This window comes from Paenibacillus sp. GCM10027630 (assembly GCF_042676305.1).
In the GTDB taxonomy this organism is placed as follows: domain Bacteria; phylum Bacillota; class Bacilli; order Paenibacillales; family NBRC-103111; genus Paenibacillus_S.
The window spans coordinates 107350-133127 of record NZ_JBHTGY010000033.1 but is presented as its reverse complement, the minus strand read 5'-3'; the positions used below and the strand labels follow the sequence as shown (position 1 = coordinate 133127).

27 protein-coding genes and 1 pseudogene are annotated in these 25778 nt (G+C 41.7%); 2 read left to right on the top strand and 26 right to left on the bottom strand.

Annotated elements, in window-relative coordinates; genetic code table 11:
- Positions 1 to 251: 251 nt before the first annotated feature.
- The 22 genes and pseudogenes from ACFQ0C_RS16335 to ACFQ0C_RS16230 all read right to left on the bottom strand — a co-directional run bounded on the left by ACFQ0C_RS16335 (position 252) and on the right by ACFQ0C_RS16230 (position 19445).
- Positions 252 to 1235, bottom strand: a pseudogene (locus ACFQ0C_RS16335) (SLAC1 anion channel family protein).
- Between the two features lie 586 nt (positions 1236 to 1821).
- Complete coding sequence (locus ACFQ0C_RS16330; RefSeq protein WP_379368137.1) at positions 1822 to 3405, bottom strand: sigma-70 family RNA polymerase sigma factor; 1584 nt, start codon at positions 3403 to 3405, stop codon at positions 1822 to 1824.
- 437 nt (positions 3406 to 3842) lie between these two features.
- A complete protein-coding gene (locus ACFQ0C_RS16325) occupies positions 3843 to 4184 on the bottom strand; it encodes a hypothetical protein (protein WP_379368136.1) in 342 nt (113 codons plus the stop codon).
- A gap of 263 nt (positions 4185 to 4447) precedes the next feature.
- On the bottom strand, positions 4448 to 4867 hold the full coding sequence (locus ACFQ0C_RS16320; protein WP_379368135.1) for a DUF1801 domain-containing protein: 420 nt from the start codon (positions 4865 to 4867) through the stop codon (positions 4448 to 4450).
- A 469-nt stretch (positions 4868 to 5336) separates the two neighbouring features.
- Complete coding sequence (locus tag ACFQ0C_RS16315; protein WP_379368199.1) at positions 5337 to 6197, bottom strand: RCC1 domain-containing protein; 861 nt, start codon at positions 6195 to 6197, stop codon at positions 5337 to 5339.
- Between the two features lie 178 nt (positions 6198 to 6375).
- On the bottom strand, positions 6376 to 6723 hold the full coding sequence (locus ACFQ0C_RS16310) for a VOC family protein (protein ID WP_379368134.1): 348 nt from the start codon (positions 6721 to 6723) through the stop codon (positions 6376 to 6378).
- 77 nt (positions 6724 to 6800) lie between these two features.
- Positions 6801 to 7493: a DUF3888 domain-containing protein gene (locus tag ACFQ0C_RS16305; protein ID WP_379368133.1), complete on the bottom strand. Its 693-nt coding sequence runs from the start codon at positions 7491 to 7493 to the stop codon at positions 6801 to 6803.
- Between the two features lie 122 nt (positions 7494 to 7615).
- Complete coding sequence (locus ACFQ0C_RS16300; protein WP_379368132.1) at positions 7616 to 8275, bottom strand: SDR family NAD(P)-dependent oxidoreductase; 660 nt, start codon at positions 8273 to 8275, stop codon at positions 7616 to 7618.
- Between the two features lie 350 nt (positions 8276 to 8625).
- Positions 8626 to 9867, bottom strand: coding sequence for an RNA polymerase sigma factor (locus ACFQ0C_RS16295; protein ID WP_379368131.1), 1242 nt, complete (start codon positions 9865 to 9867; stop codon positions 8626 to 8628).
- Positions 9868 to 9874: 7 nt separating this feature from the next.
- Positions 9875 to 10222: a YciI family protein gene (locus ACFQ0C_RS16290; protein ID WP_379368130.1), complete on the bottom strand. Its 348-nt coding sequence runs from the start codon at positions 10220 to 10222 to the stop codon at positions 9875 to 9877.
- 122 nt (positions 10223 to 10344) lie between these two features.
- Positions 10345 to 11331: a phosphotransferase gene (locus tag ACFQ0C_RS16285; RefSeq protein ID WP_379368129.1), complete on the bottom strand. Its 987-nt coding sequence runs from the start codon at positions 11329 to 11331 to the stop codon at positions 10345 to 10347.
- Positions 11332 to 11505: 174 nt separating this feature from the next.
- Positions 11506 to 11673, bottom strand: coding sequence for a hypothetical protein (locus ACFQ0C_RS16280; RefSeq protein WP_379368128.1), 168 nt, complete (start codon positions 11671 to 11673; stop codon positions 11506 to 11508).
- Entirely contained in the window at positions 11661 to 12659 is a 999-nt protein-coding gene (locus tag ACFQ0C_RS16275) for an aminoglycoside phosphotransferase family protein (protein WP_379368127.1), read from the bottom strand. Before ACFQ0C_RS16275 ends, ACFQ0C_RS16280 begins: the two co-directional genes overlap by 13 nt.
- 258 nt (positions 12660 to 12917) lie before the next feature.
- Positions 12918 to 13181, bottom strand: coding sequence for a hypothetical protein (locus tag ACFQ0C_RS16270; RefSeq protein WP_379368126.1), 264 nt, complete (start codon positions 13179 to 13181; stop codon positions 12918 to 12920).
- A 249-nt stretch (positions 13182 to 13430) separates the two neighbouring features.
- Positions 13431 to 14420 carry an SH3 domain-containing protein gene (locus ACFQ0C_RS16265; protein ID WP_379368125.1) on the bottom strand — a complete coding sequence of 330 codons (990 nt, stop codon included), beginning with the start codon at positions 14418 to 14420 and terminating at the stop codon, positions 13431 to 13433.
- A gap of 70 nt (positions 14421 to 14490) precedes the next feature.
- Positions 14491 to 14925: an ester cyclase gene (locus ACFQ0C_RS16260; protein WP_379368124.1), complete on the bottom strand. Its 435-nt coding sequence runs from the start codon at positions 14923 to 14925 to the stop codon at positions 14491 to 14493.
- 199 nt (positions 14926 to 15124) lie between these two features.
- The gene (locus tag ACFQ0C_RS16255; protein WP_379368123.1) at positions 15125 to 16096 is read right to left on the bottom strand and encodes an alpha/beta hydrolase fold domain-containing protein; all 972 of its coding nucleotides are present in this window, start codon (positions 16094 to 16096) and stop codon (positions 15125 to 15127) included.
- 297 nt (positions 16097 to 16393) lie between these two features.
- On the bottom strand, positions 16394 to 16603 hold the full coding sequence (locus ACFQ0C_RS16250) for a hypothetical protein (protein ID WP_379368122.1): 210 nt from the start codon (positions 16601 to 16603) through the stop codon (positions 16394 to 16396).
- Between the two features lie 124 nt (positions 16604 to 16727).
- Positions 16728 to 17024, bottom strand: coding sequence for a winged helix-turn-helix domain-containing protein (locus ACFQ0C_RS16245; protein ID WP_379368121.1), 297 nt, complete (start codon positions 17022 to 17024; stop codon positions 16728 to 16730).
- A gap of 122 nt (positions 17025 to 17146) precedes the next feature.
- Positions 17147 to 17764 (bottom strand): FMN-binding negative transcriptional regulator, encoded by a 618-nt coding sequence (locus tag ACFQ0C_RS16240; RefSeq protein WP_379368120.1) that lies wholly within the window; start codon positions 17762 to 17764, stop codon positions 17147 to 17149.
- Between the two features lie 406 nt (positions 17765 to 18170).
- Positions 18171 to 18620, bottom strand: coding sequence for a GNAT family N-acetyltransferase (locus tag ACFQ0C_RS16235; protein WP_379368119.1), 450 nt, complete (start codon positions 18618 to 18620; stop codon positions 18171 to 18173).
- Positions 18621 to 18755: 135 nt separating this feature from the next.
- Positions 18756 to 19445: a sensor histidine kinase gene (locus ACFQ0C_RS16230; protein ID WP_379368118.1), complete on the bottom strand. Its 690-nt coding sequence runs from the start codon at positions 19443 to 19445 to the stop codon at positions 18756 to 18758.
- A 134-nt stretch (positions 19446 to 19579) separates the two neighbouring features.
- Between ACFQ0C_RS16230 and ACFQ0C_RS16225 the strand changes: the two genes are divergently transcribed.
- Positions 19580 to 20428: a helix-turn-helix domain-containing protein gene (locus ACFQ0C_RS16225; protein ID WP_379368117.1), complete on the top strand. Its 849-nt coding sequence runs from the start codon at positions 19580 to 19582 to the stop codon at positions 20426 to 20428.
- 77 nt (positions 20429 to 20505) lie between these two features.
- Here the strand turns inward: ACFQ0C_RS16225 and ACFQ0C_RS16220 are convergent, their stop codons facing one another.
- The 4 genes from ACFQ0C_RS16220 to ACFQ0C_RS16205 form a co-directional block, all read right to left on the bottom strand.
- Positions 20506 to 20706: a DUF1963 domain-containing protein gene (locus tag ACFQ0C_RS16220; protein WP_379368116.1), complete on the bottom strand. Its 201-nt coding sequence runs from the start codon at positions 20704 to 20706 to the stop codon at positions 20506 to 20508.
- 374 nt (positions 20707 to 21080) lie between these two features.
- Positions 21081 to 23690 carry an S-layer homology domain-containing protein gene (locus ACFQ0C_RS16215; protein ID WP_379368115.1) on the bottom strand — a complete coding sequence of 870 codons (2610 nt, stop codon included), beginning with the start codon at positions 23688 to 23690 and terminating at the stop codon, positions 21081 to 21083.
- 425 nt (positions 23691 to 24115) lie between these two features.
- On the bottom strand, positions 24116 to 24619 hold the full coding sequence (locus ACFQ0C_RS16210) for a DinB family protein (protein WP_379368114.1): 504 nt from the start codon (positions 24617 to 24619) through the stop codon (positions 24116 to 24118).
- A gap of 113 nt (positions 24620 to 24732) precedes the next feature.
- Positions 24733 to 25065: a winged helix-turn-helix transcriptional regulator gene (locus tag ACFQ0C_RS16205; RefSeq protein ID WP_379368113.1), complete on the bottom strand. Its 333-nt coding sequence runs from the start codon at positions 25063 to 25065 to the stop codon at positions 24733 to 24735.
- A gap of 119 nt (positions 25066 to 25184) precedes the next feature.
- Here ACFQ0C_RS16205 and ACFQ0C_RS16200 point away from each other — a divergent pair, with 119 nt between their 5' ends.
- On the top strand, positions 25185 to 25586 hold the full coding sequence (locus ACFQ0C_RS16200; RefSeq protein WP_379368112.1) for a DUF4267 domain-containing protein: 402 nt from the start codon (positions 25185 to 25187) through the stop codon (positions 25584 to 25586).
- Positions 25587 to 25778: the final 192 nt, after the last annotated feature.

Here is a 25778-nt window from a genome sequence, read left to right as displayed (position 1 = left end):
CCTCCTCGTTTATCGTTTTATTTTTGAACTTCGCAATTGCCTATTGAGGTATTCGTGAAGTGATTTGAACTATCCTGCCCGTCAGCTCAATGAATACCTGATCATTTTTGAGAAGATTGCTCAATTGTGAGAAATAATATATGTTCTTGACACTGACTTTTGACAAGAACATATATCGTTAAAATGAAAAAAACCGCAGTTACGCGGCTTCTATAACTAACTAATCTGTGTATGATTATTTGAAACTTGAACTATCCTCTAAGCAATTTGCCATTGAACAAAATGTTCAGCGTTCGAATAAACAAAACGATCAGAATGATGCTGAGCAATGCCAGAATGACCGCGGCGATAGCGATTAACAGCCAGGAATGCACGAACATCGCATACTTCAAAGCAGCATTGCTAAGCGCAGCCATCGGAAAACTTACCCCCCACCAAGAAGCGCCGAACGGTACAGATTTTTTGAAAACTTTAAAGAACAGGACGATAAATAAAAACAAGCCAAAGTAAAACAAGATAGATGCGAATTGATCAATTTGTTGAATGAAGTTCGTATAGCTAAGAAAACCAACCTCAAACGGTGCAATCATGATGATCATGGACGGCGTTAATCCAGCTGGCATTGGAGCATGATGGATCAATCTGGATACGACCATGATGAAGAAAACTAAAGCAACAATTCCGCCGATCGCTAGGCACATCAGATTGATTTCATGCGCCTAAGGGAACGGCATCGTTCCGCCGGCAACGCCCACGTCTAGTGTAGCCACTCCAGGAATAATCAATGGAGGAACCGCGTTTTCTGGTTCTTGATTTCCTTTTAATAATCGTGAGATGAAGACAAAACTAAGCGCTAAAGCGAACGCTGTACCTATGATCCAAACAGCTTGTGCTAATACTTGACTGTAGGTACCAAGCACAGAAGAAAGCAACAGAATCGCAATCGCGATTGTAGCAAAAAAGTTCCCTAGGATAGGATGCGTAAATTCACTTACCACTTTCTGAGGGTATAAAATCCATTTTGAAATATATCCAATGCTTAACGCGATAAACATAAGAACCGCAACGATTCCAATAATATCAGCGATGACAGGCGAAGTGCCGAATAGCTTGCTCGCTTGTCGCCAAGCCAAAGATAAACCTGAAATTCCCATAACTGACGCGAATAAATTAACTGGTAAGAATTGCACTGAACCGATGCTTCTTTGTTTCTGTACGGCAGCTATTGTCTGCATAGAAAATCACTACTTTCTTTTTATACCGGACCCGAATCGCAAAACAAACCTAGCTAGTTCCACTAGACGAATGACAAGCTCCATATTTGATAAATTCCATGCTTCTAAGCTCTTCCAATGAGTTTCCTTATTTTAACCTTGTCACGAAAGGTGATCAATATCGTTGTTTCTATCATTCCTATAGATAGGACTATATTGATCTAATAAAGATTATGTGCATACTTAATCGGTATCGCGATGGCTCGGGATAGCTCTTCGTTTTCTACCACCAACGGAACATACGTTCTCTATATTTTTGTAGTGTACCGTTAAAACAAAAAAAGCCGCAACTACGCGACTTTTAAGCATATATGTTCTTGTCATCTGACATCGTCCGATACAAAGATTGTCCCATTCCATTTAGCGGCTCACCATTACAACTACTGCATCTATCATCTATCTAAGTTGGATTGGTCGCACAACCATCCTACGGGATCTTCAGATATTTATCTGTTTTTCAAGCACTATGTTTGGTTTTAAGCCCCAAGTTTCATACAAAATCCTGTGGAAAACCTTATTCAATGACTTACTTTGTGCCCCAGCAAACTTAATCCTCACCGCTTACATCATATAGCCCTTGTCTGTACATATCCCAACGCCATCTCGGGAAATTCCCTTGCAGATGCACACCACCATACCACTGGTCTATTCCTTTCTTCGCGATCCAGTCCTCTTCCCCATTCAAAACTTTCTTACCCAGCTCTGTCAAAACAACTTTACAGTCACGAAGTGCAATCGATGATTCGTTATAGGCAGGAAAAGCCTTTAATCCGTGAATTTGCAGCAAAGGGTAAGGAGCTTCTGATATTTTCATTAGAATATGCCAGTATTCCAGATCCCCCATACCTAAAGCGTCAAGCTTATTTCCCACATCCTGAAACAATTCTAATGGGCTGCTTATTTCAGCTTGAATCCTCTCCAGCGTTGTCTGCTCTACGATGCCAAGTCCATTGAATGTAGAAGGAAACCGCGATAAATGCATTTGAAATGCTTCATTCGCGAATGGCAGCGCGGAGGTATCTCCACTTAGCAATTGTTGCAGCAAGCTTGGATCTGGAGATGTGTAAGCCTGCCAAAATGCTTTGCCTAACTCCAATTCTTTTGCCCCAATAGTCTTCCATGTTCCCGACAAAGTTTCCATTTGCTCCAATGATAGCTGCCCTAGCCCTCGAAACAGCTCAATTCCCGGATATTCGCATATGCACAATAAGCTCAGCTTCGTTTTTAACAAAGACTGTCCCGAGAACCAATGCAGCAAATAGCATAACATCGTCTGATCGAATAAATCATGCTCAAACCATAACACAATCTCCTCATATTTATGAAAATCAGCCAAGAATTTCTCTTGTGCCTCGCTTCCTTGGTTAAATTCCGCTTGAGGAATTCCCATCGTTTGCTCCAGATATTGAGCCCTGACAGAGCGATTGTTCCAATCAGCAGGATACAAACTTACAGGACCATGAGGGTATACCTCCCTCCACACTAGAACATCTCCGTGCACGATTCCTTGCCGCAGCTTCTCCGCCACTGAATCCCCGTTTACAATGTGCAGCATTCCTTTTCCTCCTTCGTACAAATGGTTGAAAACTGATATTAGATCAGCTACTGGCAGCGATCCCTTCAGCTTACGGCGAGCATCAAAAAGGCGCTTTTTCAACACCGGAATCGAAGTGCTGAGAAGATTGGAGATTTCCTGGAGAGAATACCCTTGAAAATAAAATAATTGCACAACAATTCGCATATTGGGCGTTAATCCCGCAATAGAGTCGTGAACCATCCGCTGCATTTCTTTTTTCTCAATAAGTTCCGAAATGTCCACTGAACTTGCCGTAGCCTCTATCGATGGCCGGTCTTCCGTATAGGGAACTGCACGGTGCTTCTTTTTGCGGATTATCCGGTAACATTGCCGTACAACAATGGTTTTGAACCAACCTGGGAATGCTTCTGCCGTTCGCAGCTTACTCAAATGCAGAAATGCTTCTGTAAATGCCTCTTGAACCGCATCTTCCGCTAATTGAAAATCATGCAGCTTTTCATAGGCAACCGCATTCGCCATCGCTGAATAATGCCGAACAATATGCTCAAAGGCTTGCCGATCCCCTTGTTTCGCGTCTGCCACATATTGAAACATGCTCTCCCCACTCTTTCCTTCTTTATGTTATAGAAGTGTCACGAGAGGTCTAAAAGGTTACGGATGATATGGTTTCGAGTAAAAAAAATTTGTACCTTATTTTCGGTTAGAGCGTTAATTATTTATGAAATGTGATCAATTTGTTGTCCTTCGAAAGACGGATATGTTTTGTGTCGTGAATTGACGACAAGAACATTATCCTTTAACGCTATGGGTAACTGCTCCTGGACATCTTATAGGATAATATTTGTGTCCTCTGACATCACTTTTTATTTGGTGTCGTATATTATATATCCCATTTTTATGGATAAATCAAAATAAGTTGATCAAAGTTTTGTGATGATCCGATTGGTCAGAAGTTACCTCGGTGACAAGCATATGCTTTTATTCTTACTATAATCTTTTTTTTGCACTAGCTTTTCCTGATAGAATATCATTTAATCAGCGGTTATGCCGTAGAGCGCACAATAAACATTAACAAGAATAAAATACATATCTCGAGCTTCTTCGTCGGCCATTAAATTTTTTTTGAAAATCAGCCAATCCGTTAACAAGTCATACTTTAACAGAGTTTCAAAAGAGACGTCTCTCTCTATACCTGTACAAAAATGGGTTATGACCTTTCCCTCGAGAGTCAAATCAACATTTTCGAAACCATTTGTCAGATCTTCCCTCAAACTACCTTGATAGTAAATATCAATTACTCGCTCGGTAAACTCATTACTATTTGTCTTCAAAAATTTCTTGAGATTCTGTTTTAATACATTTTTTGCATTCAATCTTTTATCCCTCTTTCTTCAGATTGCATTAAAGAAGTTTGACTCACTTAGTAAATTTTTAGATATTAGTTGAGTTATTCCATTCAAAAACCACTCTATACCACAATTATCCATTACTATAATTTAAGACATCCGAGTGCTGTATTTCTGCGCTATCCTGCCCTTATGCTCAAAAGAATGAATAACTGATCATTTTCCCCAATTGCGGCAAACGATATAAGTTCTTGTCATAATTGACACGAACATTATCCCATTTCCGACAATCAATTCGGGTAAGTTTTATTCAGAAACTTTACAGATTGATTAATCAACGCCTTCAATACATCAACATCAATGTCAGCTACTTTGTTAATGTAGACGCAGCCTTTCCCTGACGTATGTTTTCCGAACTCCTGTAATAACACATCTCGCTCCATATCACCCGTCGCAAAATACAGACTGATCTTGGCTTTTCTAGGTGAAAAGCCAACTAGCGGTGCATCACCTTCGTGACCAGATTTATATTTGTAGTGATACGAACCAAAGCCAATGATGCTCGGTCCCCACATCTTCGCTGGGTAACCTGTCGTTTCGGTGAATATATCTAATAATTTGTAGGCGTCCTCTCGCATCTTAAGATTTTTGACATTCTCAATAAACTCTATGACACTGCTGTCGGTTTCCTTTGTTTTTTGTTCATACATAGGTAAGATGGACCTCCCTTACTTTTCACAATGTTAAACTTCAAAGTTACAGTATCATGTATACAGAAAGGCTGTCAAAATTGGAGTTGATCCGCAGCCTTTTCCTGGTGTTTGAACTATCGTTTTCCGTTAATGCGGTTGGCAGTATATAATTATTTTCATTGTTCAGTTGAATAAAAAAACGGAAGTGATAGGTCTTTATTTGTCTCTTCCATTAAAGTAAGAACACAGTCTTGCTTTCGCTCATTATATTATCCGAACATAGCAAAATAGTCGAATTCGGGTATACCTTCGTTCTCCTCACGGAAAAAAAAGAAGACAAGCTCACTCCTAAGAGAGAACTTGTCTGATTACGATCATTTTGTTTTTTTCAAGTAGCTGTTAACCAATTGCGTTCAATTCCTCACATTTAACTTCCGATAGCATTGAAATACCATCATCCTGCTGCTTGGAATGATATATGGCCGAACTAATTGCCCGGTAGTTGGATACCGCGCCAGCCGCTTACATCGCACTGGCCATATTCATTATCACCCACAGCAACCATCGTGCCGTCCGATTTAAGACCGACGGTATGGGCACAACCCGCCGCAATCGCCACAATATCGCGCCAATCACTTACATTACATTGGCCATACTCATTCCAACCCACAGCCGCCACCGTTCCGTCCGATTTAAGGCCGATGGTATGATTACTACCCACCGAGATCGCCACAATACCGCGCCAGCCGCTTACATTGGCTTGGCTATACCGATTATTACCCACAGCCGTCACCGTTCCGTCCGATTTAAGTCCGATTGTATGAAGATAACCCGCAGAGATCGCCACAATACCGCACCAGTTGCTTACATTGCATTGGTGATACCGATTATTACCCACAGCCGTCACCGTGCCGTCCAATTTAAGACCGATGGTATGCCAGTCACCCGCCGCGACTGCCACAATATCATGCCAGCCGCCTACATTGCATTCACCTTCATTTTTTCGGCCCACAGCAACAACCGTACCATCCGATTTAAGCCCAATGGTATGACGCCAACCCGCCGCAACGGCTACAATATCGCACCAGTCGTTTACATCGCATTGGTCATGTTTATTCCAACCCACAGCCACCACAGAACTGTCAGATTTAAGACCGATTGTATGAGCATTACCCGTGTTCGTCGCCATATGAACATTACCAGCCGCGACCGCCACAATATCGCGCCAGCCGCTTACATCACATTGGCCATATTTATTATCACCCACAGCCGCCACCGTGCCTTCAGATTTAAGCCCAACAGTATGACGACGACCTGCCGCAATGGTATCTTTAGGCCAGCGTTTCATCTTAATCGACGCTTGTCCGAGCCAATCGCCTTCAATGTTCACTTGTTTATCACCTTCTATTTTTGATTACATGCCCAATAGCATAACGAAAAATGGAGCAGTTTGCGCTGGCAAACTGCCCCAAGATGCTTTAAACTATCGTTTCTAGTGAGCTCAATAGCAAATGAATTACCACTCGTTATTTCTCCCAAAGCTCAACCAGTCGACCATCAGGATCTTCAATCCAAATAAACTTCCCAAATTCACTAATCTCTTTTTTCTTTGCAAGAGGTACACCAATATGTTCAAGATGCTTAATAGTCTCGTCTAGATTATGTACTTGGAAATTTAACATCACTTGTTGTTCTGTTGGAAAATAACTGTCATTCTCGGTAAAGAAAGAAAAGATAGTCTCATTTCCTAATTGGGGTTTTATCACAGTCCCATTCCAATTTTCTATTTCAATCTTCAACACTTCACTGTACCATTTTTTTATAACTTCAAGATTCTTAGTTCTCCAAAATACTCCTCCGAAACCTTTTATCATCGTATCTAACTCCTTCCTCTCATCCAATTTTTAGCTATCCGATTATATTAGTATGCCCATTGTACTATCGTTTCCAGTTACTTCAAAAGATTTTGGTAATTGGGGAGGAAGTCATCCTTATCGGGTCCTCTAAGATGTTCAAAATTTATAAGTTCAACTCCAGCCGACGAGATCCGATATGTAAGTACATCTTCGCCGACAGGTATATGAGGGCCGACTATTGGTTGAGCATCTATTGTGATTAAAAAATCAAAACCACGGAAAGCAGCTACCCTTTCAACACTCTTCACATTTATAGAATCTGGATGAATAACTGGTGGTATTGAAATTACATCTGAGTATACCTCAGCAAGTTTCTCTTTCATATGCTGAAGTAGAATTAAAACAAGCATATCTTGTAGCTGCAGTTCCCATGAGTCCTCAAGTGGCTTATTATCAGCTGCATTTGAAGTTGGCTTTAAAAGAGCCTCTTCAGCAACATAGTGAACATCTATTTTATGTTTGTTATCCGTCTCAGGAGAGGCTTGTGTGTATTTTACAAGAGCACCACTGCTCTCAGCGAATAAACGAAGAGGTACATATGCCTTATTATTAAAGTTAAGCAGCTCTTCACCTTCCTGTGGTTGTACTTCTTTAGAGAGCCCGTTAGCTAGAAAAAAAGTAACTTTGCTTGGAAAGATTGTTGCTTCAATTACACTCGAAGCAAATACAGAAGTTGTTGCCATTAAGAAGACACCACACAACACACCTGCAATAAAATGTTTCTTCAATTTGTCCTCTCCTCGCCAAATGTAAATTCTTATATCCATTTGACGAAGCCAATGTACTGTTAGTTGCAAACACGTATATATTAAATACCGCCAAGTGATAGGTCTTTATTTTCTCCTCCTATTCATACATTTTCTTCTGTAATTAATTCTTCTACTCGATCTCTTTTGGAATACATGTCGTACCAGATGTCGGCGATTTTGTCTTGAACTCCCGAGTTTGGCTGCATCCAGATTCCGATCGAAAGGTGCCCTGCATAAATCCCTTTGTCCTTCAATTCGCTGTTCAAATTTAAGATGTAATTACGAAGACCGGACATTGCAATTCCGATATTGCCCATCATCGGCACCGGATGAATTGCCGATCTACCTGTCGTAAATAACAGAGCTCCGCTTCGTTTATCCAGCATATCCGGAAGCACTTCCCGAACACTGGATATCGCGCCTAAAACGTTGAACTGAAATTGGAATAGCGCATTTTCTTCTGTTATGTCCAATGGGTTTGCTAATGTATCGATACCCGGCGTTGGACTGTATTCAAGTACATCAATAAATCCGTATTTCTCTTTGATCGCTGCGAAAGTTAAACCTATTTGGGCTTTATTTAATATATCCGCTTGAAACGCCGCCGCTTCAATGCCTAGTTGTTCCAGTTCAATAACCAGTTGGCTCAACTTATCTTCATTACGGGCTATAAGGGCTGCACGAAATCCATTTTTACCGAACTTCTTCGCAATGGACATTCCTAATCCTGGTCCTGCTCCAACAATTGCTATCGTTTTCATTTATCTCAGTATGATAAAGAACTGCTATTCCATGAAATTTGCAGATATTTAAGTATTCGTTTCTAAATATAACTTTCCTTTTTTTGTAACTATCCTACTTCATTAAGCTAACGCACCTGACTTTACCCTTTCACCTTAATGAGATTGACGTAGTCACTTATTATGATGCTCTTGTTTCCTTTTAATTGAATGTGTTACTTCTCCAATACGAGCCAATCATTCAATCGTTGGACTTCAAGCGATAACCGCTCCGTTTTTAACCATTCTATTACTTGAATAACAAGGGGTGAGGAATTAATAGCTCCGATATCATTAATTGACACAACTCGTTTCCGAATCCGCCTTGGATTTCATATGTTTTCAATGGACATCCCCTCCTTTGCTCGTTGATGTAAGAATTGTTTTACAGAAAGATCTTCACAAAGTCCAATAGCGCGGCTATAAGCCGTTCGAGCTTCTTCGAATTTTTCCATTTTCTTGTACAAATGGGCAGCAAGCGCCCAATAAGGCTGGTAGTTCACGATTTTAGCCTGAGGAATAGCTTCAAGCAGGGCCAACCCTTTTTCAGTCCCATAGGCCTCTGCAACAGCGGCTGCTCGTCCGACCAACCCCCCGAGAGTGGGACTCAAGCGGGTGAGTCCCTCATATAACAATGCGATTTCTTCCCATTCAATGCGTCCGGTCCGTGTTCGCTGGGAATGAACCGATTGAATGGCCGCCAAGAGCTGGAATCGTCCTATTCGGTTCGATCGCACAGCGGTATGAAGACAACGTTCTGCCTCCATCATCAGGGGGATTGACCAGCGTGACGAATCCTGCTCAGAGAGAGGTACATAGCTCCCCGTGTCATCGCGGCGAGCTTCCCGTCGCGCCTCACAATGCAGCATTAACGAAAGAAGTCCCTGAACTTCGGGTTCGTCAGGCATATACTTAGAGAGGAGTCTCCCTAGGTAAATCGCCTCATCTACTAAACCCCTGCGACGCGGATCTACTCCCGTCAGATCATCCCAACCACTGCCATAAGCCGCATAAATAGCCTCCAGAACGGCATCCAAGCGCTTAGGCAATTCTTCGACATCGGGCATGGTGAACGTCAAACAGTCAGTTCGCATTTTGGCCTTAGCACGAGTAAGCCGCTGCCCCATGGTGGAGGGCTTTACAACAAATGCAGTCGCGATGCGAGATGCATCAATGCCAAGTACGGTTTGCAACATTAGCGGAGTGTGAATCGACGGATCAATCTCCGGATGCGAGCAAAGAAACAGCATCTTTAACCGCTCATCGGGAAATGAAGCTTCAGTGGAATCCATTCTCTGGGCTTCCTCCGACATGGTGAGTAGAACCGGCAAAGCTCTTTCGGTAACACGGTCACGGCGGGCGCGATCCATAAGCCGCCGTCGAGCTACCTTTAGTAGCCATGCCTCCGGCTTGTCTGGAATGCCAGTCTGCGGCCATGATTCCAAAGCGGAGACAAGGGCATCCGCAAGCGCATCCTCAACCGCCTCTAGGTCACGCCAGTTTACTGCTAGATATGAAATTATTCGGCCGTAAGAATCGCGCACGGTATTTTCTACAACATGATGAGTATTCATTGATATCCTACTTCATGGTCGGGAGATTTTGTCTCACTTCAATTGCGTTTACAGGGGCTCGGGCCGCCCATTCCAGCGCGGTGTCCAGATCCGGTACGTCAATAACGAATAAACCGCCGAGTTGCTCTTTTGTCTCAGTAAAAGGCCCATCCTGTACAAACATTTTTCCGTCACTTCGTTGTACGGTCGCTGCCGTCTCAGGAGCATGAAGGCCAAATCCGCTGACAACAACTCCAGAATCACGCAAGGCATGCACATAATGTGACCAACCTGCCAGGTATTCCTGTTGTCTTTCTGAATCCTTGCGAGCGGCGAAATCCTCCTGAGATTCGAAAAACATAAGTGTGAAATGCATGATATTAACTCCTCTCATATTTTGGGTTCGTGATTTTTCTCACGTAATAATGTCGTTTCAAGGATGCGGATTTCTACAATATTTGAATTTTTTTTGTAATTTACATTATTGCTCAGCATTATCTAAATATTTCCTAACAAAGCGGACATATTCTTTTGATTTTCTGCAAGCCAAAGCATTTCCTTTGCGAAGCGGGCGGGAGGTGCACTATGTTGATCCATGTTAGCATTTATCCACCATGTGCTTTCCATATACCACAACAACTTTAATGAATTTGTTAAGTAACCCTTTACCACTGTGAGTTCTTCGCTGTACCCTTCCATAAATGCTGAAGCAAGGGAGACATCTAAATTATCATCTAACGCACATGATATAACAGCACGAGCAACATCAAGCTGCGGATAGTCATATTTTAGCCGATCAAAATCAAGAATTGCTGTTAATCGATTATCATTAAATAAAAGATTATCGACCCAAAGGTCACGATGAGCCCACCCTAATTGAAGAAATTCGAGTATTTCTATATTAAAATCTTCAGTTGCTTTACGTTGAGTTTCTATATCAGCAAGCAACCGAGTTTTGCCAGCTTCCTTTGTCTGTTCCCAAACTGAGTTCCAATGTGCTAAACGCTCCTCACGACTTGGAGGAATAAATTGCGGGCTCTTATTAATACTGAGTGTTCCATCGTTTAACAATCGATGCATTTTTCCTGTTGCTCGACCTAAATCGTATATTTGATGTACATTAGTTTTACCTGGTGGAATTAGTTTGCCCTGACAATATTCCATCACCGTGAATCGTTCTCCGTTATCAGATTCAAGCAAAATACTTTCATTGTGTGATAACAAATTGGGACATGCAAGACCTTGGTCAAATAATCTAACCTGTTGAGAGAATGCAAACAATAGCTCCTCCGGATTATACAATTTATATCTTTTTTTGTTGTATTGTTTAAGTAAAAATTGACCTGAATCAGTTGTAACTTTCCATTTTAAGTTTAACAAACCTCGTTTTATTGGAGTATATTCAAGTACATTCAAATCGAAGAGGCGCTGAAATGTTTTTATTAGGTCATCTCGGATCATTTCTTCTGATAACACTGTCTCCACTTGACCAACTCCTAAATTAATAGTGTATAACTTAATATTCCTCGTGGGGTCCTATGTAACCTCTCTGCTAAATCGATGTTTTGCGTTATCCTGCCAGTTACTTTAAAAGAAAAAGGGAGCAGCTGCCGGCCGCGGCGAATCTGCTCCTTGTTATTCTATTGCTTTTTTGACAAACTAAATATCAAATTCTATATCAACGTTTTGATATTTTTCCTGTAACATTTCTATATTAAGGACGCCAATCATCGTTTGCTCATTATCACCGAATGAATCAACAATCATCGCCCAATAATTGCGTATTCTAGGGTCATTCATTCCTAGCTGATACCTCAATCCAGACATTTGGCGAAACGCTCCGTTATTTGGATGCCTCGTTGCCAATCCGTTCCTCCGTCTTCAATCGCCCAGCATGCCTCAAGCACGCCACGCGCCACGCCCCACATCGCGATTCGGCGTGGGTCCAGGCCGAGGCGATCGGCCATAATCGCAATTCGGCCCCGCAGCACCTGCTCGCAGTCACCGCCACGATCCTCGTAGTTAAGTAGATACTGGATAGTATCAAAATGGATGTCTCCGATGATGCCTTTGGGGTCAATGACAGCCCATTGCTCTTCACCTTGGAGAAGGATGTTTTCATGGTGCAGATCGCCATGCAGTAGGAGATTCTCACTCGTGGTCGTAATGAGATACGCCAGACATTCTTCGGCATTTTCCACCCAGCTCTCAGGCAGTGGTACGTCAATGTTCACATCGTCGAATCGCTCGCGGTATCTCTCGATTGCCGCGAAGTGCTGCCTCATGGACGGGTACAAACTACCGGTTGTTCCAGGAAGGTGAAGGCGTCGAAATACTTCGCAAAAGATATCCGTTGCACGCGCATCATCCTCAATTTTCGACAACGGTGTGCCAGGGTCGGCACCCTCCAGCAGGGCCACGCCCCATTCCTCGTCTGCATCTAGCACATGAATCGCCCCCCGGCCCTCGTAGGCACGAAGCACACTAACTTCCTTAGAAAGCTCGTCCTTCATGAAAGATGATTTAAGAACGGCTAGTTTCCCGTTGCTACGCTTTACCCGCAGCACGAAGTTATAAGATAAATTGGAAAATGGAGCTTCCGGGCTAAAATCGAAGCGGTTTGCACAGTCGGTAATCAACCCAGGCAGCGCCTCCGACCATGCTACTCCTTGCTTACCGTGGAGTTCGTGCATTCTTTCAATAAAAGTGTCAGGGATCACAATCACGCCGCAATGGCTCCTTTCAGCGAAGTAGTCTGCTTCTTCCATCCAGTAAGCCGACTCTGCTTGATTATCTAATTTGGCTACTCGCAAACTAACGCAACCTATTAAAAGTTAACTTCTTTTTTGACTTCCCAAGCTTCTGTATCACCATTATATTCCATATGCGTACTCAATTATCCTGCCCTTTAGTTGAATAGAATAAAGAGACCTACAGCGAAGGGCTGTAAGTCTAAGATTTATATTAAAAAGAGGGTCGAGTTTTATTATAAGCTTGACTCATTAAAGCCACATGAAAACAAGATTTTAATCTGTTACATTTACAGAACTTTGTTCGCTTATTATCTTACTTCAATACTCTCCTTTAATTACAAAAAACGAGCCCCGAATTGTTCTAGCCAGTTTAGACTTCTGCCTAGCAAACTTAAACTTCCCTTCTAATTCTTTTGGTATCTCCATCCACTCAGAAAGCTTAAAACCAACGGCCCGTTTCTTAGGGTCATCAACCGTAAGGTAACGGGCTTCATTAGCACGTAAACCAGCAAGCGCTTCTATTACAGGTGAAGACTCTAAACCAACCGTAGACACATTATTAAAATCAACGATATAGGACATTACAACACTCCTTCATCTCTTTATTTCCTAACAACAGAAGTCCACATTTCACCAAAAACTAAGCCGTGTGTATATAAGTTGTATCTCAAAAAGGCTATTCTTACTCAGCTAATCTGCCCAATACCTTAATGAAGCTGCTGGCATAATGCAATCCTGCCCATTATTATGGAAGGGACGTAAGTACAGCTTCGGTACGCCCCTAAAGTAAAGATAGTATGCTCCTCCTGTAATTCTTACTTCTTACCTGTATCAATTATCCGGCAAAATCCATAGATCGCCATTCCAGCTGTGAATCCGGAACCAGCGATTTCCATCGGGAGCGTCCCACTGCTGGAAAGCCTTCACCTTTTGCGGGGTAAGAGATCCGAAAATTGGATGGGATGCCGTTGGAACCAGATGTACCAGCGTATTTTTGTTTAACTCAATCGTTTCGTTAATCTCCTTGGCCCCAACCGGCTGGGCGTAAGCTGGGTTGATCCAGAAGGTGCTCCCATCTCCGGCACGGACATAATATTCGCCGTTGACGGTTTTTTCCATAGCAAATACGGTTTGCGGTGGAATGAAATGAGCTTCAGACGGGCTCTGCATTCGGTGTGCCGCATCCCAGTCCTCCATCCGTAGTGTTTCCGTCGGCAAGGTCATTTCGTGGTTCAATATTTCCATGTCGAGAAGGATGTAGTTAGGATTAACCAGCCACTGATCTCCGAGCCAAGATGTTTCGATCCGGTAAGCGCTGCTGCCGTTAGGGGTAAAAAATATCGCGTTGCAGTGAACGGTCTGTTGAGAGAGAACGACGTCCGTTAACGCATCCTTCATAGGTTCTGAGTACAATGCGGCGGGCCATATCAGAGCGATATTCGTATCGGCCGGTTTCACCGTACCAATTCGATCGTAGTCCAAGTAAATCCACATTTTTCCGAGCCACGTCGTTTTGATCATAATCCACCTCTTTCCTGAATCGCCGCTCTGAGGTGGTATATACCAGTCCTTTTCCGCCTCTACCGTTTCCACATCTTGAGGGGTAAGCGTAGCCCAAGGATCGACGGATTCATCCTGATCCGGATACAATGGCGTATTTTCGAATAAGGTGATGACGGGTGGAAGTGTTGGCGGCTCGAACTTGTGATAAAAAGCGGATGACGGGGCGACGGCTGAGGCAGTCAAACAGGCAGCGAAGCTGATCAGCAGACAGATAATAACTCCAGCGGTCACGTACAAGCTTCGGTAACCGATTTTCATGCGGAGAAGCCTCCTTTTGGCAAAAATAAGTTCATTCATATGACGCAACGACTGTTAGAAAAGTTTCCCTTCAAGGAGATAAAAAGTTCTCTGCATTACGCTCCAATTGAACGCGGATTCCTTCGCGGTCTATCTGAATCCAATACTCTGCGATTTTGCCATTTTCAACGCGGTAGACGGCGCTCGCAATCTCTACAATCGGTTTGCCGGTTGGTGAGAAACCGTCAACCTCTCCGATATGAACTCCAGTTTGTTTCCAACGTACATAGACTCTATCATCTTGGATTAGAAACTCTTCAATATTTAGACTAAAAGTGCCGTAGGCTTCAATCATTTCACGGACATGATCCGCATAGTTGGCGGGAGTTCGCTCTACGGTCACCTCATTTTCCGCAATTATCTGGTGTGCAAGCACACGCTCTGCCATCAAACTGTGTGCAGCTTCGGGTTCTATGCCGGAACGAACCTTCTCAAAAAATTTTCGCACTACTTCTGCTGTTGTCATAGTGATCCCCCTATTCTTAGCTACGACATAAGTTCTTGCCACATGACTTTTAACAATTGTTGAAATGAAAATAGCCGCAGTTATGCGGCTTCTAAAACATGTTGTTCTCGTCCTCCGACAATTATTAAGAGAGCTTCTCTCCTCTCTTTGCAAGCAATAAGTACAATTACAATAATATCCTTTTTTATTCATTCCCTCTTTAAAGTAAATTCAGCGCCTTCAGCAAAGCCCATTCACTGGATTTGGTACCTTCTATTGAAAAATGGGCATCAGGAAACATCGGAGACAAATGATGATACCCTGGGTATACATGTAATTCCACTAAGACACCATCAAAAACTAGTTGTTTTGTAAATAATAAGACTTCATCAATGAATAAATCAATGCTACCAATACTTATATAAGTAGGTGGTAAACCGGCCAGTGATTTTGCACGCGCAGGCACATAATACTCACTAACCTTTTCATGGCCTGGTTCATGTCCTAAAACAGATTTCCAGCCAAAATAATTGCTTCGTTTTGTCCAAACAAACTCACCAGCATATGGATGTTCTGATGCAGTGCTAGTACGGTCATCAAGCATTGGATTACGTAGCCTTAGATGATGGATATCAAATTCCTGCTGATCACGAATGTATAGGGCTAGACCCGCTGCTAATCCTCCACCAGCGCTGCTGCCAGCTATGGCCACTTTCTGAGTATCTATCGCTAATTCCTCAGCATGTTCAATACACCATTTTAGGCCGGAATAACAATCCTGTAACTGACTTGGCTGAGCATGCTCTGGTGCCAATCGATAATAGACAGATACACAGCAAAAACCGTGCTGGGAAGCAAGTGACGCGTTCGCTTTACGATCACCAACTGGACTTCCCATAACCATTCCGCCGCCGTGAATAGAATAATATAAAGGCATCTTCTTGTACTTTGGCTGGATTGGTTTAATGATTTCTATACGTATATCTGGACCTCCGAAATAACTTGGTACTGTATTTTCTTCAAAAGTAACTGGGAACAACTGCGTAACATCTATTTGCGGCAACATTTTCGATTGATTTTGACGTGATTCCATTAACAATGATTCAGAAAGATCAGTTGTTGGAAATAAATCAACAGCACTGATTATTTCTGGATCAATCAAATGTCGGCTTCTGTTTTTTTGCTCACTCATGGTTTTTAACTTCCTCGCTTTCTATACACACTATTCATTATGAGGTGCTGCTCTTCGTTTTATTCAGAAATTTGAGAGAAAGCGTGCCTCCGTTTAAGTTGTGATTGTGGAAAAGCTTAAATGGAATTAAAGGCTATCGCCGGTGGAGGTATTGTAGGAGGTGGCGCCATTCTCAGTGATTCGTAGACTGCTCGTACCTGGTGCCGGGTATAAACAGCGTCAAAAGAAAACCACAAAACGACGATTAGCCGAATTGTGGTTTATATGTTTCGTGGGAATTTCACTTGCTTATAGTTCTTAGGAAATCGTGTCTTTACTATCTGAAACTTTTGCCTCCAAATGTTCTAGTTGGGCTTTGTAAAGCTCTTCTTTTGCTTCCTGAACGTCTTGCTCTCGATTGACATTACTATGTGTTGCTTCATTCAGCGTGTGCAGTGCATGGTTCAGAGAATTTTGAGCTTGTGTTCTTTTACTTTGTTCTTGTTGGTTCGATTGTTGGTCAGTCATTGAATATTCCTCCTTAATGTTTTACAGCAGAGTTAATATGGTCAGAATGTTCAATTGTAATTCATATTATTTGGCATTTATGCCGATTTGTTTATTAGTTATAGCTGATCTTTATGCATTAAACTTATTTAAAGGTGAATAAATTACCAATAAATTCCTTTCCACTTTCAGTAATAACAATATGGTTATCAGTTACTAATTCGATATATCCCGACTTTTTTAAAAACGTTCTTGCGGTAATGATCCGATTTTTATATCTGTACTGCCTCCCGCATTTTACAAGTTCATCCTTTTCTTTTTGAGAAAGGTTAAATGCAATAGCCAAGCTTTCATTTAGCGAATCCAGCGTATGCGGTTGTCCATCACTCAGTATGTGCAAAAACGGTAGTAAGAAACTTTTATAATCGGGAATACCCGACATAACCTCACCTACTTTGACATAACCAATTCAGAGTTGGCGGAGCGTATCAAATACACACGCCTGGGCTCTTTTAAATGAGTTGATTTAGCTTGTCCTGTGCCTTAACTTTATTACGTTTTCTGTTAGCTTAATGACCTAATATTTTGTTTCATAAGAGAGGAGATTAGTTGCTCGTCTGTATTTTTGATCTTTTCTAACTGTTGAATAACCAATTCCTGTCGTTGTATGGAATGATTTTGGCTTAACTTGGCTTTCCCTTCTATTCTGTTAATTTTCAGTTTAAAGCCTTGAACTCCTTTATTCAAACCACTTAGAAAGTTGGGGTCTATATCCTGCAATCTGTAGGAACTATCAGGGGTTTCGTACTTCAATACCATATCATTTAAGGAAACCATTAACACGTTTTCGTCATCTATAAGTTCGACTTCCCCATATACATGAACGGTCACATAGTTCCACGTTGGAACTGCCTTATTCGTCTCATACCAAGAAGGGGAGATATAACAATGAGGACCATGAAATACTGCTAACACAATTTGATTCCTTATGTCTGTGTATTGAGGATTTGGACGAGCAAAATGACCGTATAGATACATATGATTTTTATCGAGAATTAATGGCAAATGGGTAGCATATGGTGTCCCATCATGTTGAGAAAACAATGTAGCAAAACTATGTTCTCTAATAATCTTATAGGCAATTGATATATCAGTAATTTCAAAATGCGAAGGGATATACATAGGCTATTCTCCTCTCATACATTTAAATTTATAAGTGTTTTTAATCATAAACCAATAATAGGCTAAAGAGTGGACTAGTTTAAGAACCTATTTTAATAATTTTTACTGTATCAATGCATCAATCTGTCATTGCCCTTCGTATAAATTGCTTTAATATCCTGCTCGTTATATCAGTGTTTTGGTCATTATACCAGACTGGGCATCATTAAAATTCACCTTTAAATACCCAGCAAGATCCCCACATCGTTTGTTTTTCTATAAACTTATTTCCCAGAATTCCGTTATATCTCTATCTCCTTTTTGTTTTGTTCCAACAGATTCTTTACTCCACTATACTGCCCGATACTTCAAATAAACAAAAGAGCAGCTGCTCAAAGCGGCCACTCTATTGTCGTTATCCGTTAGTTTAGTCTTGGAATTTTTTTATATAATTCTTTTGATCCTTTGTAAACATATAGCTTCGTCTCTCATAGAACCTGTGAGCATGTATTCGACTTGGGTGGGACAACAATTTTATTCCAGAATATCCATTGTCCTTTCCCCACTGTTCAAGGTGATCAATCAAAATACCGCCTATACCCTGATTCCTATAGCTTTCTTTAACAACAAATCCCAGAACGTTTACTAAAGAGTCGGAAAAAAGTAATTCATACGGGCTTCCATGAATATATCCGATTACCTCGGTGTTTTGTTCGTAAACAAAGATGATATCTTTAGTTTTCTTTGTAATGATTTCAATCTTCTCTCTTACTCTCTCTTCGGAAAATACATGTAAATTCGGGTTAAAGTCTTGATTTAGCAAATAAATATCATGATAATCCGTCTCTCGAATTTCCCTAACCTTGTTTTCTTTCAAATTTAAACGCCTCAATTCTTTAGATCATTACTATCATCTAAAATAAAATTTACAGGTCATTGCACATCTTGGCAAGGCAATATATCCAAAGAATTATTAGGAAGAGTACGGTTTACGCCAAAAGGCCCTAGAGGTTCAGCAGGAAGGTAATTTCATAGCAATACTGGTCCCTAGTTTTTCTTTAGTATTAATTTTTAAACCATAATTGTTGCCGTAAGCTAATCGGATCCTGTTATGTACATTCATAATTCCATTGCCTGACTTTTTATTTCTTAATGTAGAGTTAATGATGCTTTCTTTCATTTGAGTGAATATATTATTTAAAATTTCTGCAGGTATTCCAAAACCGTTATCTTTAATTTCAATGATTAGATTCGATTGCAGGATGCATGCTTTAATTTCTATGTAGCAATTCTCATCCATTCCATTTTTGAAACCATGATATATGCAATTTTCAACTAGCGGAAAAAGGCTTAACCTTAGGATTTGGATATCTTTCAGTTCTTTTGGTATTTTCAAAATTAAATTAATATTTTGATCACGATAGCTCATTAATTGCCAATATTTTTCAATATAAGTAATTTCCTCATTGATTGTCACGAATTTACGGTCGACATAAAAAATGTAACGCAGAATAAAAGAATAAGACTGTATAATGTTAGATATTTCTTCTATCTCTGCTTGAATCGCGTAGCTATCTATAGTAGTTAGTATGTTAATCATAAAATCCTGATTCATGTGTAGTTTTGGAGCTATAGCATCTGCCAAGTAATACTGTAAGAGCTTTAAGTTGGCAACTGAGAGTTTTTCAAAATCTTCACCCATTCATGCTCCCCCTTGTTTTTTAAAATACTCAATAAGAATGTTTACTACTTCAGTATATCAAGGCTATGGTATCATAGACATGTATGAAACTAATCTTTACCCGTCCATTACTAACTTTTACAGGTGAACATATGATGAATGCACAACAATCTGCTTTCTTGGCCGATCTTCTTCAAAACCTTCAGATACATGTTGCGGAAGCCCATCTTACTCAATGTACCGAATCGTGGAGACTGCATAATTTTACACCGGCGTACAATAAACTATATTGGATTCTGAACGGAGAAGGCTGGATCAAAATAGGCGATCAAGAGCTGCACCCTCGTCCAGGGCAACTTTGCTTGCTTCCTGCTCATTCGCAGCAGTCTTATTCAGTCACCAGCAATCTTCCTTATTTTAAATATTGGTGCCATTTTACAGCGCATATCGGTTCGTTTGATCTATTCCAATGGCTGGACATACCGCTCTATATGAAGGTCAGCAATGCCGAGCAGATGACAACATGGTTTAAAGAGCTTGTTGCGCTATTCCACGATTCAGCGTTAACATCTCGGCTTCGCGAAAAGGCGATTCTGCTGCAAATTATATCCTGCTATTTAGAATCTGTTCCCGTCCATATGCTGCAGCAGCGTACCGAAGAAATGGATAGACTAGACCAACTGCAGACATTCATCGAACACAATCTTCATAAAAGCATTACTGTGGAACAAATGGCAAAATCCGTCCACTTCCACCCCAATTACTTGATCAAATATTTCAAAAAGCACTTCGGCATGCCACCCGCTAAATATATGCAGCGCAAACGGATGGATAAAGCTAAGTTTCTGCTCACAACAACGTCACTGAGCATGAAAGAAGTCGCTGAGCAGACCGGTTTTGAAAATACGAATCATTTTACAAAAATCTTTCGCAAAGAAACAGGGTTTCCACCGACAGAGTATCGGAAAAATGTACGGGGTAGCACTTCAATCTCCAACACCTGAGCCGCTGAGGTAAGTCCTGAGCGGCATAAACGACAACCTAGCAGAATCTGTGCCAAGATAGTCACACCATCCAAGTGTCACTTCTTGAGCTCCAAGTAATTTCTCGTATCCAAAAAATAGATTCTCCCTGCATCTCCCCACATCTTACCTATTTCCTCTTCAGAATCAATTTGTAGGAGAAGTTTCCAGTCACTGGCTCCCTTTTCGAGTTCTCCCCGCCTCGCATCTTGGTAACCGGAAGTAATAGCTGTTGAGAGTTCTCGATTTTGGATGCCCAACCGTGATACAAAAGCACTGTTGCTCTTGGTATATCAGGCGGATTTATAATTAGTGATGGAATACCTGAAATTTTGCAATTTACGTAATTATTCATCGCAATCTCCTTAATTATCTTTACCATAAGTTTCAACAATTCAATTGAATTATCCTCCCCTGTCCCTTAATCAATAGCTGATCATTTTGAGAAGATTCCTCAATTGCGGCAAACGATAAATGGAAAAAGCCGCAGTTATGCGGCTTCTAAAACATTTATGTTCTTGTCTTTTTCCGACATTAATGGTTTTGATTCCGGCAACGGGGAAATACGGATCATCGCAAGTAAACAACAAGGCTGCTTCGAATTTGATTCAAAGCAGCCTTGTCTCTGTGTTTTTTACTTGCTCTTTTGCGCCAGCATTTTCAGCAGTACCGTTACCGCCTCTGCTCTTGTTGTTTTATCGCCTGGAGCAAATTGGTTTGGACCTTTGCCTTCGAGAATGCCCTGCTTGTACATGGCCGCAACTGCGCCTTTTGCCCATGCCGGAATATCCTTATCATCCACGAAACTGGTTGTAACAGTCGCTTGAATGGACTTTCCTAGCGCATTCGCGATCATAGCCGCCATCTCGGAGCGTGTAATTTCTGCATCCGGACGGAAGGAGCCGTCTTCATATCCATTAATAATGCCTGCTTGCACTGCTTGCGCTACTGCTTTCTGAGTCCAGGCGCCGATCTTCTCCTTATCGGTGAATGCAAGTGCTGCTCCATCCCGTTGCGGTTTCAACGCATTTATCAGCATGACAGCAAATTCAGCACGCGTTACGGTAGTATTCGGCTTGAACGAACCATTCGGATAGCCACTGACGATACCAGTGCTTACCGCTTGCTTGATATTCGTCTCCGCCCAGTGTCCGGAGATATCGCTGAAGTTGATCGTCTGCGTAGTGTTTTCCGCAGCGTCTGCCCCTTGGTCTACACCGAAGACCGCATATTTTGTAAAGTGGTTCACCTTTACGGTAATGGTATTACCATTCACCTCGCCTCCAACTTTTACCCATGTCTTCTTAGTTTCGTCATAGAAGAATACAGAAGGTGTTTGATTTCCCTTTAAACTTTTCGGATCGAAGGTAAAGATAAGAGTGATTTCCTTATCGAAGTTTTCCGAGAAGTTTTTCAGAATTTCGTATACCGGGGTGGCGAGAACATCTTTGCTTGTGAGCAGCTTTTGCGTGTCCACCACTTTTTCAATCGTTAATTTCAGATCTTTACCTGAAGCATCGGCAGGAATAACAATCTTAACCATATCGCCCAAGCTAACCTCACCCGACTTACCAACGGGAAGCGTCAGTGTACCGTCCGAAGAGGTAACTTTATCGCTGAAAGTCGTCGCTCCGCTACTGCTGCTTCTACTGGATGATGGATATGCACGCGTCACCGTAACCGTATAGGTTTTCGGAGTGCCATCCTGCGATGTCGCGATGATGGTAATCACGTTAGTGCCAGCGTTCAAAGTAATAGCGCCGCTTGCTTGGCCGATTGCAATTGCTGCTCCGTTCAAAGTCATCGTCGCGTTACTGTCATATACGCTTGCCGTAACGGTCGTGCTGGATATATTATTACCCACACTAGCACTGTACGAAGTTGTCCCAGAAGTGAATGCCGGGGTTAGCGTGATGCCGGATAGTGTCAGTCCGCTCAACTCAGCGTTGTTGCTTAAACGGTTCACTGTTAGATTATACGTATTTGATGTCTGATTCTGTGCAGTTACCTGTATTTTAATAAGGTTTGGCCCGACAATCAGGTTCGAAGCGTTGTAAATATATACATTACCCGTTACCGTGCTGTATGTTGCACCCGTAACCGATAGAGTTTCATTCGGGTCAGCTTTTGTCAAAGTAATGTTGAGACTTGAAACCGCATTAGACACGTTCAATGTATAATTCGAATTCGATGTCGTAAACGCCGGTGTTAATGTTCCTTGATCCGTGGACAAGCTGGACAACAATGTATTCGCTGATATCCACTTCGCATACAGTGTCACATCCGTTGTTCCCATAGTAATCGTAGCGCCGGTGGTATAATTCGTTCCATTTCCATCCGCTTGCGTGTTCCAGCCCGCGAACGTATAGCCTGCCTTCACCAGGTTACCCGTGTTGCCGTAAACCGACACCGTTACGCCCTGCTCATACGAGCCGCTATCGGTAGGCACGCTTCCGGAGGTAGCCCCGTTGCTATTATACCTCAAGGTGTACGTTGAGTTCATCGTCCACTTCGCATAAAGCGTCACATCCGTCGTCAGCTTGAAATAAAGGCCCGAACCCAAATAGTTCCTGACCAGATCTAATTGTGCGGGTGTTGCAACCTGATAAGGATCGCTTGCTGTACCCGTTCCGCTATAAACGTACTCTGCAGGGAACACCGTCCACTCCGCATACAACGTTACGTTTGCCGTTCCCATATTGAATGTAGCGCCTGCAGCATAAGGAGTTCCGGTTCCATCCGCTTTCGTGTTCCAGCCAGCGAAGGTAAAACCCGTTTTCACCAGATTCCCTATATTGCCCAAAACAGAAACAGCAGCTCCCACTTCATATGTATTACTGTCGGTCGACGTGCTTCCGGATGTAGCGCCATTGCTGTCATAAGTCACGTCCCCTTTGGCCACATAACACGCTTTACCTACACCATCGATGGGATCGCCGAATGTATTGTTATTACAACCCACACTTTTGGTAAAAGTACCGGAAGTATAGTATCCATTCGCACCATAATACACAACCTGCGTACCCGGAAAATTGCAACTCTCATTCTCACTGGCACACTTTATCATATTGTTGGTATTTATTGAAGCGGCTGATGCCTCTGAAGTAAACGAAAATGAAGACAACACCATCAATGCCAATAATAATAATATGAGGCCCCTCTTTAGTAGTACCTTTGTAAAGCCAGATAGGATGTGGCCCCTAACCGCTTTGTTGAAAACCTTCTTACTGTTTGTTGCAAGCATAGTTCTGTTTTCACTCCTCTTCTTTGTCAATAAATGAAGGCAGGAATTTCGATTAAAATTTTCTACAATTGTTGAAATTCCCATCCCTACTTGTCGACTTTTGACATACTGACCTACTATAAGACTATATTGGCAAAAAAAAAATCCCCCGTTCGGGGGAGAAGAAAAATATTGGATAAAAACAACCAATCAAACCAGTATCTATTAACATTTGACCAAGTTTAGTGATGTTGTACCGTGAAACCGGCTAAGCTTCATTGGAAACACGGACTATCTATTCATGCTCTTCGTCTGGGGCAGAGGCTAGCAGGGTCTCCATCTGGTGTGTTCCAAGCGACTCTGATTTGGAAGCCCTGCCCATTTAGAGCTAGGGATATTTCCCGGAATCGCTGTACCAATCATAGGACTAGGTTTATAGACCATTTTCACAAATGAAGACCTCCTCTCTGCGAAACCGAAGAAAAAGAATTCCTCAACCCTCTTCCAATAACGTTGGCGGATACTGGTTGAAATCCAATGTCTCTTACCCAGACGGACAACTGACCCATATGATGGATTTCATGAGCAATTACATGAAGCAAAATTTCACCTTTGGTGTAGCTTCCTTTCGTCCATGATACTGTCACAACTTCATGTTCAAAATCGCTATTCCATGTTTCAAAGAAAAACCGTATTTCGGTTCTCCAAGAATCTGAAAGATCTTTTACTTGCCGAATGGACTTATATTTATCATATTGCACTTGAATATCAGGTTTTCCCTGAATTCCACGAATCCAGCTATTTTCAACATCTACAATGTGGAATAGTGTTTTCTGAATACCACCTACTCCACCACTTCGATTACACGTCAAATCATCATTTGGAATTTGCTTACACAATTCAAACCATTCATCTCTGACCATCCAGTTATACAGAAATAAATTTATCAAATGCTGCACCCCCTTTCAATGAACAAAAAGAGGAGCTGCCGCGAGGCAGACCCCTTCACCATCGTACTCCGTTAGTTTCATCTTTATTGATGAAAGGTAGAAAAAAAACAGCTTTAAGAAGCTGGTTCTTCACGTTTCCGCTCATTATGACTTTCTCCCCAAGCACACATCACTTCTGCTACAGGGATCAATGTTTTGCCATATTCACTAAGGGAATATTCTACTTTTGGAGGGACGGTGGGGTATACCGTTCTTTCAATCACGCCTTCTTGTTCCAAGTCTCGAAGATGTTGCGTAAGCATCTTTTGGGAAACATCAGGTATGAGCTTTTCCAGCTCATTGAATCGCTTGGTTGATTCCATCAAATGCCATAAAATAACGGGCTTCCATTTGCCACCTAAAACATGAATAACTGTCTCGATTGGACATTCGTGCTGATGAATCATAGATTAATCATTCCCTTACTTTTAAGTAAGTGCATTACTTTAAAGTGCGTTATTAACAGAATTTTACAATCGATATACAATAAAGTCAATCAAATAGAACAGAAAAAGGAGACAGACAAATGAGTAAATATTATTGGGGACCAAAGTCAGTAACATTTTGGTTAGTGGGTGTTGTTACGTTGTTGATGTTGTATTTAGGAATAAGAGGTTTTATTCAGCCAGAAGCTGCGATTCGAGATTTTGGTATACCGCTGCATGACACAGCTGATAGATATCTTGTACATATAAAAGCAGATCGTGATCTGTTTATTGGTATCTGCCTACTAACCTTGATGGTACTTCGTATGAGAAAAGCATTACTTGTTATTATGTTAACTTCTATTTTAATGCCTATAGTAGATGCAATATTGGTATTAACGAATGCAGTAGATAAAACACCTTCTTGGATTCATATTGTTACTGCGGTATATGGACTTGTTGTAGGTTGGATGTTATATCGAGAAGAACAGCGATCCAAATAACTACTCATCGAAGCTACCCCCCTAACGAACTGAAGGATCCATTCGTTATTCCAGTAGCCGTGAGTTACTTACACTTACTTAAAGTAAGGTTCTGTTCAATCAACTGAAACAAAGAAGTGCCCCATGACGGAGGCGGCTTCTTTGTTTACCATTTCGCTTGCAAGCACTGCTTCACCTTCACCGCGACCTCAA